10 protein-coding genes are annotated in these 12,150 nt (G+C 44.1%); 4 read left to right on the forward strand and 6 right to left on the reverse strand.

Going from position 1 to position 12,150, the window contains the following annotated elements:
• Positions 1-357: 357 nt before the first annotated feature.
• From V3S16_RS13905 to V3S16_RS13930, 6 genes are all read right to left on the reverse strand, one after another.
• Positions 358-1,062 (reverse strand): histidine phosphatase family protein, encoded by a 705-nt coding sequence (locus V3S16_RS13905; protein WP_413885948.1) that lies wholly within the window; start codon positions 1,060-1,062, stop codon positions 358-360.
• Between the two features lie 34 nt (positions 1,063-1,096).
• Positions 1,097-1,807: a CDP-alcohol phosphatidyltransferase family protein gene (locus V3S16_RS13910; protein WP_413885949.1), complete on the reverse strand. Its 711-nt coding sequence runs from the start codon at positions 1,805-1,807 to the stop codon at positions 1,097-1,099.
• Between the two features lie 42 nt (positions 1,808-1,849).
• Complete coding sequence (locus V3S16_RS13915) at positions 1,850-3,718, reverse strand: 2-aminoethylphosphonate aminotransferase (protein WP_413885951.1); 1,869 nt, start codon at positions 3,716-3,718, stop codon at positions 1,850-1,852.
• 10 nt (positions 3,719-3,728) lie between these two features.
• Positions 3,729-4,889, reverse strand: a complete 1,161-nt coding sequence (gene aepY, locus V3S16_RS13920; protein WP_413885953.1) for a phosphonopyruvate decarboxylase — start codon at positions 4,887-4,889, stop codon at positions 3,729-3,731.
• A gap of 2 nt (positions 4,890-4,891) precedes the next feature.
• A complete protein-coding gene (gene aepX / locus V3S16_RS13925; RefSeq protein WP_413885955.1) occupies positions 4,892-5,773 on the reverse strand; it encodes a phosphoenolpyruvate mutase in 882 nt (293 codons plus the stop codon).
• A 119-nt stretch (positions 5,774-5,892) separates the two neighbouring features.
• Positions 5,893-6,579: a LicD family protein gene (locus tag V3S16_RS13930; RefSeq protein WP_413885957.1), complete on the reverse strand. Its 687-nt coding sequence runs from the start codon at positions 6,577-6,579 to the stop codon at positions 5,893-5,895.
• 815 nt (positions 6,580-7,394) lie between these two features.
• On the opposite strand from V3S16_RS13930, the gene V3S16_RS13935 reads away from it, so the two are divergent.
• The 4 genes from V3S16_RS13935 to V3S16_RS13950 all read left to right on the forward strand — a co-directional run bounded on the left by V3S16_RS13935 (position 7,395) and on the right by V3S16_RS13950 (position 12,107).
• A complete protein-coding gene (locus tag V3S16_RS13935; protein WP_413885959.1) occupies positions 7,395-7,595 on the forward strand; it encodes a cold-shock protein in 201 nt (66 codons plus the stop codon).
• Between the two features lie 528 nt (positions 7,596-8,123).
• Complete coding sequence (locus V3S16_RS13940) at positions 8,124-9,047, forward strand: peptidoglycan DD-metalloendopeptidase family protein (protein ID WP_413885961.1); 924 nt, start codon at positions 8,124-8,126, stop codon at positions 9,045-9,047.
• A gap of 48 nt (positions 9,048-9,095) precedes the next feature.
• On the forward strand, positions 9,096-11,237 hold the full coding sequence (locus V3S16_RS13945; protein WP_413885963.1) for an AsmA family protein: 2,142 nt from the start codon (positions 9,096-9,098) through the stop codon (positions 11,235-11,237).
• Between the two features lie 123 nt (positions 11,238-11,360).
• On the forward strand, positions 11,361-12,107 hold the full coding sequence (locus tag V3S16_RS13950; protein WP_413885965.1) for a class I SAM-dependent methyltransferase: 747 nt from the start codon (positions 11,361-11,363) through the stop codon (positions 12,105-12,107).
• Positions 12,108-12,150: the final 43 nt, after the last annotated feature.

Here is a 12,150-nt window from a genome sequence, read left to right on the forward strand (position 1 = left end):
AAAAAGTATAGAGAACAATTACTAATACTGGAATAATAATCCATAAAGCCAGATACTTATTAAACCGATTCACAAGCTGCTACCTCATGTAAAAAAAATTAATGTGCTTTGCTGATTTAAAATGTTTCTAAACCTGATTTGATGACCTCGTAAAAAATTATACCTTCTTCAACACTTAGGGTTCGCGCAAAAATAACTTCGCAGAATTGGCGCTCAGATTTGGTTCAGATTTGGCTGATCCGAGAGAGCAAAACTACAGGAATAGCTAGCTATTTCGCGGATTTTGCGAGTGAGGTATCAGCCAAAGATGGGCCGAAGCTGAGATGTAAAAATGTGAAGTTATTTTTGCGCGAGCCCTTAGGTCGAATCGATTTTTTTATAGCCCGGCTCAATTTCAATAATAGTACCAGGATTGCCAATTCTTGTAAAAAAGATTTGCCGTATTTTCGGTGCATAAACATACAGGCAATTATGCTTATGTTCAACCTGATATCCTTCCTCAAAGGAGAGCCCCAGAAGATTTCTCATAATCATTTTATTAACGTTACGGTGTCCGACAACCAGCGTATGGCCTGAACTCGCGACTGCATCCAGAAACATGGTAACCGGTTGCGCAATCCGCATATCAACCATTTTGAGATTTTCTCCACCTCCCGGAAGCATCACGTTTATTTCATCATCTAAAAATGACTGATACATCTTTTTATAAAAATCATCAGAAAAAAAAGTCTTATTTTTGCCTTCTAAAACACCAAGTTTTGCCTCATCAAGCTCCGGCATTCTCTCTATGGGAATTTTTTTTCCCTCACTTATGGGCTGTGCGGTCTGGATAGTTCGTTGAAGCGTACTTGTAAAAATTCGGACAAGAGTAACCGGCTGCAACAGGAAGAAAAGGTTTTTCCTTTGCGTGTATCCTGCAGGGTTGAGCGGTCTGTCCTGCTGTCCCTGAATAAGGTCAATGGAATTCCAGTCGCTTTCGCCATGCCGTGCCAGGAGCAGACAGTTCTCCTGCAAACGGTCGAGGAATTCCTGTAATGAGCTATAAGTTTGACTGTTCGGCATAGCTGAATTCACTCAGATATTTGTTTATGCGCTTTTATAAGTTTGATATTTTCCATAACCGAAACATAAAATTAAAACCAAGCAAAACGGACTGGATAATTATCAGCCATTGAACAATGGCAGCATAACCGCTTACGGCATAGGCAATAATACCGAGAGAAAGATAAAACAGTCGGGTGTCACTGCCGGCGCAAAGCCAGCAGAAAAACGGTTCGGCCCTGTTTTTTGGATAATTTTGATTAAATACGGAACGAAACTTTTCCGATGATGCTGTAATAAGAAATACTGAACCCATATAAGCAAAGAAAATGGCTCCCCATGAGATATCAGGCCATGCTTTATGCATTGAAAGCATGAGGGCACCCACAATAAGGAATTCGGCTGTTCGGTCGACCATGGTATCATAAAAATCACCAAGCCTGCTTGTACTGCTTGTGAGGCGCGCAATTTCTCCGTCCACGCAGGACCAGATGCCGAAGAGCTGAATAAACACCACGGCGGTGATAGAATATCCCCAGTATAAAAACAGAGCGGCCAAGAGAGCAAGAATGAAATCAATACAGGTTACCGCATTAGCGGAAATCCCTTTACGCACACAAAAGCCGGTTATGTAGGCGGAGAATCGACGCTGGACCAGATAACAGTAAGTGCCGTCACTCGCTTTTTTCGCGAGTTTCGGATATTTAGTATCATACTCGGGATCACCAGGTTCATTCAAGCCTACTGTTTTACCTTGGTTTCCCAATAGCACCTCACATTAAAAAAGTTGAAGTCTCTCAATTATACTTTAGTTGCTCGTGAGCTTTATATCTTTCTTAACCACATACTCTTCAAGATAACCGAGGAATTTTGTAATGTCATGCTTTGTAATGGCACCCATGTTTGCCAGGCGAAAAGTGTTCTGCATTGCGCCCTTACCGGGATATATCGTAAAACCCTGCTTATAAAGCAAATCATGCATTTCAGAGAAACAGTAATTTTCATCTTCAGGCTCGATAATTGCCGTCAGTATCTTGGCACGATATTTTTTCTCGACGAGAAACCGGAAACCAAGCTTTTGCAGGCCATTTTCAAGAACTTCATACATTTCGGCATACCTTTTTCCCCGGTTCTGCTCTGTTTCCAGAAAATATTCGTTGAGCGCCTGTCTCAGGGCATAAAAAATCTGGACCGGCGGTGTGAACTGCATTTCATGCTTTTGGGTAAAAAAGGAGTAGTTCTGATAAAGATTAAAATAGAAATTCCGCGGTTTGATCTCCTTTGTTTTTTCAAGGGACTCTTTTTTACAGATTACAAAGCTGAGCCCTGCCATTCCCTGGATACATTTATTTGCCGAGGCCGTAAGATAATGAATTCCGGAATCCTTAATATCGATCGGAATACCGGCATACGATGACATGGCATCTACAATTACTTCAACGCCAAATCCTACGGCCGTACGGGAAATTGTGGTTATATCATTTAAAATTCCCACGGTTGTCTCGTGATGAACCAGGGCAATATGGGAGATATCCTGTTGGTACTGTTCCAGCAATGTTTCAACCTGGCTGCAATCGACCGGTTTACCCCAGTCTATATTGCAATCGATGTGGGATATGCCGTAACCGTCACATATTTGCTGCATCCGTTTGCCGTAGGCGCCGTTGCTGATGATAAGCACCGCTTTGTCATGCGGGACAACCGAACTCAAACAGGCTTCAACCGCACCGGTGCCGGATGAAGCAAAAAGCACGGCTTCATACACCCCGGTCCCATGAACAACCCTGACCAGGTCCTGTCTGACACTTTCCACAAGGTCTCCAAATTCTTTTTCTCTAGGGCAGATATCATTAACAACCATGGCATGTTTAACCGTATCGGTGGTGGTGGCAGGCCCCGGGTTGAGCAAAACGTGTCTTTCGACTCTTTTCGAGACAATTATTTCTGAGTCTCTTTGTTCAATTAAAGGGTAGATCTTTTCACGGGCTTTACTTAGATGAGTTTCATCATCTATCTCTATCCATGCCAGATTTTCTATGCACTGGTAATGGATGGCAATCTTATCACTGACGTCGACAAGGCCATCTTCGTACTGATATTGACTGTTATGCTTACATTTTTCGGGGGCAAGATCCGTCATGTGCTTATATAGTTCCAGCGAGATTTTTGAGATCCCTACCAGCTCGCCTCCCAGGCATTTAATATCATCACGGCATTTTGACATGTTAACGACTCTGTCATCGCTGACACCAACGTAGACTTCATCACCCGCTCCGGTTTTACCGGAGAGTAATATGCAATTATCCTTAGGAAAATTCTGGAGTGTTTGCAGGGCATTGTACTCATAAACCAGGTCGGATTCTAAAAGCAAAAAATCACTATTGACATACTGAGAGGCGGTATAAAGAGACAGCATACTGCCGGTTGTTGCAAAATCCGGGTTCAGTATCGTACGGACAAAGGGGTATTTTTCAGAAAGTTGATCATAGAACTGATGGCAATAGCCGGTTACAATCACAATATCGGTTATTCCGGTGCGAACAAGTTTGGCAATCGATTCCTCGGCAATCGGTCTGTTTCCCAATTTTAAAAATCCTTTGGGGCGGTCATCGAGTGTGCCTCTGAGACGGGACCCGAGCCCGGCCCCTAATATCACCGCTTGTCGAACGTTAAACATATTACTCCTTTTACTGAAAATTTCCGAGGTATTGCATGAATCGCTCTTTGACCTGTACCGGTTTAACCGACGGCCGGCCTAAACCTGCCGGAACACCCGGGCGTGTTTTGAGATGTATAAAGACAGGCCCATTCTGCTCCATTGCCTGCGTCAGGCAGCTTTTAAATTCAGCGAGCATATCGGTGGACAATACATGCGTGTATCCAAAACCCTTCGCGATTACCGCAAAGGAGACATTAGCGGATAGAGTCCTCTGGCCGCCGGTTGATTCGTGTATCTCATTATCGAGAAGAATGTGAATTAAATTGTGCGGCGCGCAAGAGCACGTTGTTGCCATGGCGCCTGTTCTCATAAGCAATGCTCCATCGCCGTCAACCACAATCACCTTTAGCCCCGGTTTGTGAAGAGCGATACCGGTCCCAATAGAAAGCGCGCACCCCATGGAACCGACCATGTAAAGCTGGTTGTTGCGGTCATCGAGCATATACATTTCACGCCCGCTGAAACCTGTTGTTGCAATGACTGCAGTTCCTTTACCTGAAATTGATTGGATAACTATTAGTGCTTGGTTGCGGGTCGGCCTTTTATTGTACGGGAGGCAAAAGTTTTCTTCATGGGAAACAGTATGATGTATTGATCTGGTTTTATCGAATGAGTTCAGTTTATAAGGTTCGACAGCGCCTTTGCGCATGACAAATGCAAAAGGAAGCCGTTCTTCTGTCATGAATGCATCTGCATGTTCAAGAGCTGCCAAAATTTTGTCGCTTGAGTCTGGAAAATATGACCAGCCGATTCGTATGCTTTCCAGCAAAGCCGTTGTAATTTCCCCCATGAGTTCATGCTGCGGTTCATCTTTGGGGCCGGCAGGTTCACCGCGCAGGGTAACAATAAGTAACAGCGGAATCTTGAATGTATAATTTAAAGATGTTAACGGGTTTAAGGCGTTACCAAGTCCGGAATTCTGGAACATGACAACGCTTCTCTTGCCGGCCATGACGGCGCCGCAGGCCAAGGCGACGGCATCCCCTTCGTTGGTAGCATTGATACAACTAAATTCTTTGTTATCAATGACATAGTTAATAATCGGTTTAAGATATGAACATGGAGTGCCTGTATAAAAGCTAAAGCCCCGCTCCAAACATGCATGTAAAAAATCCTGGGCGCTGATCATTTTTAATTGCCTGCGATTGGAGGGAGGTATCTCTTTTCGGCCTGCTGCAACTCGTCTGCGTTCTGTAATTCAAAGACTTCGGCCAGGGTGGCGATGCGATCTTCCACCGCATGTAAGGACTGCAAATCGTATATCTGCATAGCTGTTTGCCGCATTGCACTTATGGCCGATCTCATAAGATGGTTTGCCCATATTACCAGACCGATACCAAGGTCTCTGAATGTTTGTGTCGGAGTTTTGTAATACTTTGTCGGAACAATCATCACCGGCCCGCGGTTGCCCCACGCTCTCATGAATGACTCGATCTCTGCACAGGAGTCTATTTTACTATGTATAAGCACTGCATCAGCACCGGCCTGGTGGTAGGCCATGGCGCGTTTCAGCACCTCTTCCAGTCCCCACCCGGCAATAAAGGCCTCCGTCCGGGCTATGATACAGAAGTCATCATCTCGCTGGGTGTCTTTACCTGCTTTTATTTTGCCGCAAAACTCATCAATACCGGCCAGCGGCTGGCGTTCACTGAGAAAGCTGTTGGTTTTGGGAAAAAGCTTATCTTCAATGCAGACGCCGGCAATATCCCGCTGTTCAAGCTTCCGGACGAGGCGCCGCAGGTTGTTGAAGTTACCATAGCCCGTATCACCGTCCAGCAGAACGGGGATAGCAGTGCAATCACTCATGAATTCTGCCACTTCAAGCACCTGGGTCCAGCTGGCTTCATTATTGTCGCGCACACCAAGCGATGCGCTTATTGCAAATCCGCTGGCCCATATACCTTTGAAGCCTGACTGCTCAACGATGCGGGCCGATAAACCATTATGGGCTTCCATCAGAAATTCCAGTTCAAGACTATCAAGCATGGTTTTCAATTGTGTCGTTTTTTTCATTTCATCTTGTCCTCCTTATTCTCCTTTATTTTAGTTTTCACAAGTCCGGTATCGAGTGGGGGCATTTCTATTATGTCAGCCCGGATTTGACTGATGATACGGCTCCTTAAGAAACCGCACTATGGCTCTAAGTACGCCATGACCGCTTGTAATGGCTTTTTGACAGCTGGAAATCCGGTAGGTCTGTATTGCCTGTGATCAAGAGTGGAGGGAATGCAATATTCCATCCAGTCGTTTGTACCGAAATATTCATTCAGTATCTTTGCGGGATTTTGAGGGACCATAACGGAGAACCCTTTAAATGATTTTCTCTGTAATGGAAAAAAATCTTCGATATTATAGACGAACTTCTCCGGTGGGAGTGTCATTGCCTTTTTTTTATTAAAAACAGGCTCCCATACTCCAAGCCATGGGAATTTCCAGGAAACCCCTGGGATACTGTTCCCGTTTTTTGAATAGATACGGTATCCACACCGTGTTTTTAACTTAAGCAACGGCACCATTTTAAAAGGACTTATCCTGCGAATATCTTGCAAGACCGTATATCCTCTCTCTTCGAATTTCTCTATACACCGCGTTTCAAATTTTTTTATGTCAAAGATAATAATATCCAGATCATCGTCCCATGGGATGAAATCCCCATGACGAAGCAGTCCCAACAGGGTCCCGAACATCAGGCAGTAATCCACGCCTGCCGACGTTAAAAGCTCATCAGCATCCCGCAGATGATTCATGGCCGCATCTTTTTCTTGGAAAAAGCCTGTTTTGTTAAAATATATTAGTTCAGGGTCTGTATTTTTATCCATCCCGGGTTTTCTTTCCTTAATTTTCCATTCCCCAAATCGTAGACTTGAGATCGCCGAACAAACAACTTTGGGCGAACAGGTCTCATATTCAAACGGCAAAAAATCTTTTCCCGGAGCAACATTGTATGGTTTTAAAACGTTTCTTGTCCGTGTATCAAACCCACAATCCGAGATTCGGCTGGCAGATGAACTTGGACAGCATCTGACTCTGGGGTAGTTGGCCTGGGGAAACGAAGCAGATAAGCACAACGGCATTATGACCCGATTAAGGGGTCACCATGCGGGTGGTGTAGAGTCCCACCGCCTTTATTTGGGACTTGCGCTGTATAACAGATCGAAACGGCCTTGTCAAACAGGTCTCTGAAGATAAATTTTTTATTTTTGGCAAAAAGGCCGGCATTGCTGCAACATCCATAAAATGATTGCCAAATGAAACGATAAAAATATATATGGATGTAAAGATGATGAATTCGTAAAAAGTGAAACGTGAAAGGTAAAACGACTACATTTGGTACATTGGGAAGTAAAATTACACAACATACAGACTTTTCACGTTTAACTTTTTGCGGAACTATCAAAGATATTTCTGGCGATGGGCTCAACCTTAGTGGATGTGAAATAATCCAAATCTTCCGTTTTTTTTAAAAATCGATGCTTAGCTTGCTTTCGTCCCAAAGAAAGGTTATCATTTGTCCAATCAATAAAGATCCGTTCTTAATTGACGGGCCGGTTTCGTTCTGAAGGTAAGATCCATTTGTCAAAGTGACAACCTGCAGTTTGGAACTATGAAAATTTTTTGAAAGGAGTGTGTCACTATGGCGAATGGAATTGTAAAATGGTTTAATAGCAGCAAAGGTTATGGCTTTATTGAGCAGGAAGACGGTCCGGATGTATTTGTTCATCATTCAGGAATCAATGCAGAAGGTTTTAAATCCCTCAATGAAGGCGACAGCGTTACTTTTGACATAGAGCAAGGACAAAAAGGTCCTGCTGCAGTAAATGTCACTGTGGTTTAGCTTACCATTTCTGAGTTTTAAAAAAGGGCGTTCCATCGAATTATAAAGGAATGCCCTTTTTATTTTGATAAAATGTCTACCCTTTTAGCCATTCGAGGTTGGCAAGTTGCTGAGAATCGATGATCTTTATTTGTTATTTCTTATACGATATCATAATCGTTATCTCAACCAATCATACTCCTCACAGGTTGGTCTGAATTGAAACCGGACATTCAATATTTTGTGATCAGACTGATCATTGTTTCCGATGCTTTGCTGTACGCCAATACTCCAAAAGAGTGTAATACTTTACAAAATTCAAAGCGAGAACTCGCTAAAAATGGAATAAATTTCAGCATAAACGACAATTTCATGTCGCCGCACTGTGTGGTTTAGCGATTCGAATATCTAAGATAAGTAGCTGTAATATTATCATTTAATATTTTTTATGGATGGATTTTTAACTTTTGCATACTTCTTGCATATTATTTGCAATGTTACAACATATAGGCTTTTCACGTTTAACTTTTCACGGAACTATCAATTATAATGAGCAACAAAATATCCTTTTTAATTTTAAGCAATACAGGCGCCACTAAGCAGGCAACATTCTCCCTGGCACTGCTCCGTTTTTTAGGAGTTTTATTTGCGACCGGCCTGGTTTTATTAACCTATGTAATTTACGATTATTCCAGCCTTAAGAAAACTTTTCCCGGCCGTCGGGAGCTGCAAATCAAAATTTCTCACCAAGCGGAGGAGATTGCCGGCCAGCGCAAACAGGTTCAAAAGTTTGCCGATGAGATCACGGCCTTAAAATCCAAGCTGATTGCCTTGAACGATTTCGAAAAAAAGATACGCATTATTGCCAATATTGAAAAAGCAACTGATCAGGACAGCTTTTTTGGTGTCGGTGGTTCAATTCCCGATGATCTTGATACCAAAGTTCCGCTGACTGAAAAACATAACAGCTTAATGCGCGAAATGCATGCGCAGACCAGGCAGCTCGACCTGGCATCCAGCAAGCAGCAAGAAGGGTTTGAATCTCTTTTTAATTTTCTGCAAGATCAGCGCAATCTATTATCCTCTACGCCGGCAATTCGTCCTACCAGCGGATGGACAACTTCCGGATTCGGTTACCGCAAATCACCTTTTACCGGACTGCGTGAATTCCATAAAGGGCTGGATATTGCTACCCGTATGGCAACAGCCGTTATTGCCACGGCTGATGGCATTGTTAGCTTTACAGGTACCAAGGGATTGTTGGGCAAGCTAGTTGCGATTGATCACGGCCATGGAATCGTCACCCGCTACGGGCATCTTAAAAAAATATTAAAAAAGAGCGGTGAAGCCATAAAACGGGGTGATATTATTGCAAATGTTGGTGTTTCAGGGCGTAGCACAGGGCCGCATGTCCATTATGAGGTTTACATCAACGGGATTCCGGTTAATCCTGCAAACTATATTCTTAACTAGTTATCGATAAGGAAACCGCAATAACACCCCCCACTTGGTTATGAGGCTTTGAAAATTGAGTCAAAAGCTAAATTAAAATGGCTCCTGGTGACCGGAGTCGTACTGATTGTTGGATTGATTGTCACGGTCTATGTTATTTTGTCAAGCTATGATTACAACGATCTTAAACCACCGATTGCCAAAGCTGTCTGGAATGCTACAGGTCGTGAGCTGACCATCAACGGAGACATCAAACTCAAACTTGGCTTAATACCTGCGTTAGTATTAACCGACATTAAGTTCCAGAATGCGCCCTGGGGAACTCGAAAGGATCTTTTTAAAATCAGGCATTTCGAAGTCCAGGTCGCTTTGCTCCCGCTGCTAAAACGAAACATCGAGGTCAAACGACTAATTTTAATTGAGCCTGAGATTCTTATTGAGACAGATAAATACGGAAAATCCAACCTTGTATTTGAAGCGCCAAAGAAAACCATTCCGCCGCCAGAAGAAGAAACAACTTCAGCAAAAGATATATCACTACTTACTGCATTTACCTTTAACCAAATACAGATTAAAAACGGCTATTTTGAATACCGTGACGGACAATCCGGAAAAATTTACAAAGTAAAGTTAAAGCTCCTTACTGCCAGCGCCGCCGGTATCGACGGTCCTGTAAAAATCAGTATAAATGGAGACTACCACAATCAACCTTTCGACGTTACCGGAACTATCGGCCCCCCGGCAACGTTGGTCAACTCTGACAAGGCTTGGTCTTTTAACCTAATTGCCAAAGCTTTTGACGCCACGGTTACACTCGACGGTTCGGTTAAAGATATCAAGACTCCACGCGGCATTGACCTTGGCTTCAGCATTAAAGTCCGGGATCTAACAAAATTATCTCAACTTGCCGGGAAAACATTACCGCTCAATGAACCGTTTGAGATGGCCTTTCGTGCCACTGATATTGGATTCAAAGCTTACAGGCTTTCCGATTTCAAGGCCACACTCGGCCGCAGCGACCTTAACGGCTCCATAGACATAAATCTTGCTAAAAAGACACCTTTGCTAACGGCAATGCTTTTGTCGAAAAAAATCGACCTGCGGCCGTATTTGCCTGAGCATAAAAAAACAGGCAACGAGGAAGTAAAGCATTATAAACCGGCCAAAAAATCGAAGAAAATATTCCCCGACGAGCCGCTGTTACTTGACGCTCTAAATCAAGCGGAAGGAACCGTCAAGATTCAGGCTGACCGGTTTTTGTTGCCCGGATTAGCTTTAAACCATTTAACAGCCGAAATCACTCTGAAGGGCGGAAGCCTGACAATCGGGCCTATTAAAGCTGCAATCGGCGGCGGCAAATTAAATGGCCGCTTAACTATCAAGCCAAGGGGTAAAATCGTAACGGTTACTACACAGCTAAAAGTTGAAGATTGGAACCTCGGGAACATGCTCAAGGGGCTAAACATTACTGATGCGCTTGAGGGCAATCTCAATGCCAACATCAACCTCAAGGGGCAGGGCCGATCAGTGGCAACACTAATGGCCGGTCTTGACGGATCCGCCAGCATCCAAATCAGCCAAGGCCGCATCAACAACAAACATATAAATCTACTCGGTGCCGACATCAGCGCCAGCCTTTTACGTATGCTCTTTCCAAAGAAGGAAAAAGTGGATTATACAGAAATTAATTGTCTTGTAAGCCGTTTTGACATAAAAAAAGGCTTGGCAGTCAGTACTGCCATGGTTTTTGATACAAGCTTCATGAGTGTGGTCGGCGAAGGAGAAATCAATCTCAAGACCGAGGAAATTGATTTTTCACTGCACCCCGTACCCAAGGAAGGTATTGGATTCAGCGGTATCGGCAAACTCAGCTTGAGCCTGGGCGAATTGGCAGAACCGTTTAAGCTGGGGGGTACCCTGGCCGAACCTTCCTTGACCTTAGACCCGACAGAAACCGCAACCACACTCGGCAAAGCCATCGGCGGCATCTTGTTGTTCGGTCCTTTCGGTATTGCCGCGGCGTTGATCAGCGGCAGTTCAGGTGATGACAATCCTTGTCTCTCTGCTATTGAGGCCATAAATAAAGAAGTCACGGCTACAAAAAATGAAAAGACTGCAAAGAAAAAACAATCGGTTCAAAAATCCACAGATAGTATTAAAGAAAGCATCAAGCGTGTCGGGAACAAAATAAAGAAATTATTCGGCAAATAGCTTTCTGCTGCCAACCTTCAACGAAACTTGCAGGACCAGCCCTTAAGCGGATTGATATGCTTAAATCGGGCTTATTTAGTTTTCCTCTTGAAAAAATCGCATTTTTTCTCTAAGTTACCATGCATGGGTTATGTCTTTGATTTTAATGACGCTAAGGCTTACGAGGAATGGTTTAACCAGCCCCGCAACAGATTTGCCGCTGATCTCGAAAGCCGGCTGATGATTGATATTCTCAAGCCGATGAAGGCCGAGACGGTACTCGATATCGGTTGCGGCACCGGTGCGAGCCTGCTGCCTCTCTTAGAAATGGGTCTTCAGGCCACGGGGCTCGAACCGTCTCCATATATGCTTGATATCGCAAAAAACAAATTAGGCGACCGCGTGGATTTTCATCGCGGGTTTGCCGAAGATCTTCCGTTTGACGATAATTCCTTCAACTATGCCTGCCTTGTTACCACGCTGGAATTTGTTGATGATTATCGCCAGGCGCTGGAAGAGGCCTGCCGAGTTGCCAAAGACAAAATATTTTTAGGGGTCCTGAACCGCTATGCGATCAAAGCGATCCAGCGACGGGTTAAAGGAGTGTTTACTGAAACCATCTATAACCATGCCCGTTTTTTCAGTATCTGGGAACTGAAAAAAAATATTCGCTCCATTTTGGGGGATCCCCCTATTACCTGGAGAACGGTCTGCCAGTTGCCTTCAGCATCCGGCCGGATAGCCCTGCGCATAGAGCAATCTAATCTGGCGCAAAGGTTTCCGTTCGGTGCTTTTGCCGGTATGGTGGTAACCCTTGTTCCCCGCTTTAGAACCCGCCCCCTGGCAATTCCTGTCCAGGCCAAACCATCGACCGGCACTATGGCAGGATAAAAAATATGGGCCGTAACCGTTCAGAGGGTCAGGGTTCAAAGGT

Source organism: Candidatus Desulfatibia sp., from assembly GCF_036446775.1.
In the GTDB taxonomy this organism is placed as follows: Bacteria; Desulfobacterota; Desulfobacteria; order Desulfobacterales; family UBA11574; genus Desulfatibia_A.

Bases quoted from the DNA above. Each gene is read 5' to 3' on its own strand.
- V3S16_RS13915 (WP_413885951.1), bottom strand. From the start codon at position 3,718: ATGTTTAACGTTCGACAAGCGGTGATATTAGGGGCCGGGCTCGGGTCC.
- V3S16_RS13950 (WP_413885965.1), top strand. From the start codon at position 11,361: ATGGGTTATGTCTTTGATTTTAATGACGCTAAGGCTTACGAGGAATGG.
- V3S16_RS13930 (WP_413885957.1), bottom strand. From the start codon at position 6,579: ATGGATAAAAATACAGACCCTGAACTAATATATTTTAACAAAACAGGC.
- V3S16_RS13940 (WP_413885961.1), top strand. From the start codon at position 8,124: ATGAGCAACAAAATATCCTTTTTAATTTTAAGCAATACAGGCGCCACT.
- aepX (WP_413885955.1), bottom strand. From the start codon at position 5,773: ATGAAAAAAACGACACAATTGAAAACCATGCTTGATAGTCTTGAACTG.
- aepY (WP_413885953.1), bottom strand. From the start codon at position 4,889: ATGATCAGCGCCCAGGATTTTTTACATGCATGTTTGGAGCGGGGCTTT.
- V3S16_RS13905 (WP_413885948.1), bottom strand. From the start codon at position 1,062: ATGCCGAACAGTCAAACTTATAGCTCATTACAGGAATTCCTCGACCGT.
- V3S16_RS13935 (WP_413885959.1), top strand. From the start codon at position 7,395: ATGGCGAATGGAATTGTAAAATGGTTTAATAGCAGCAAAGGTTATGGC.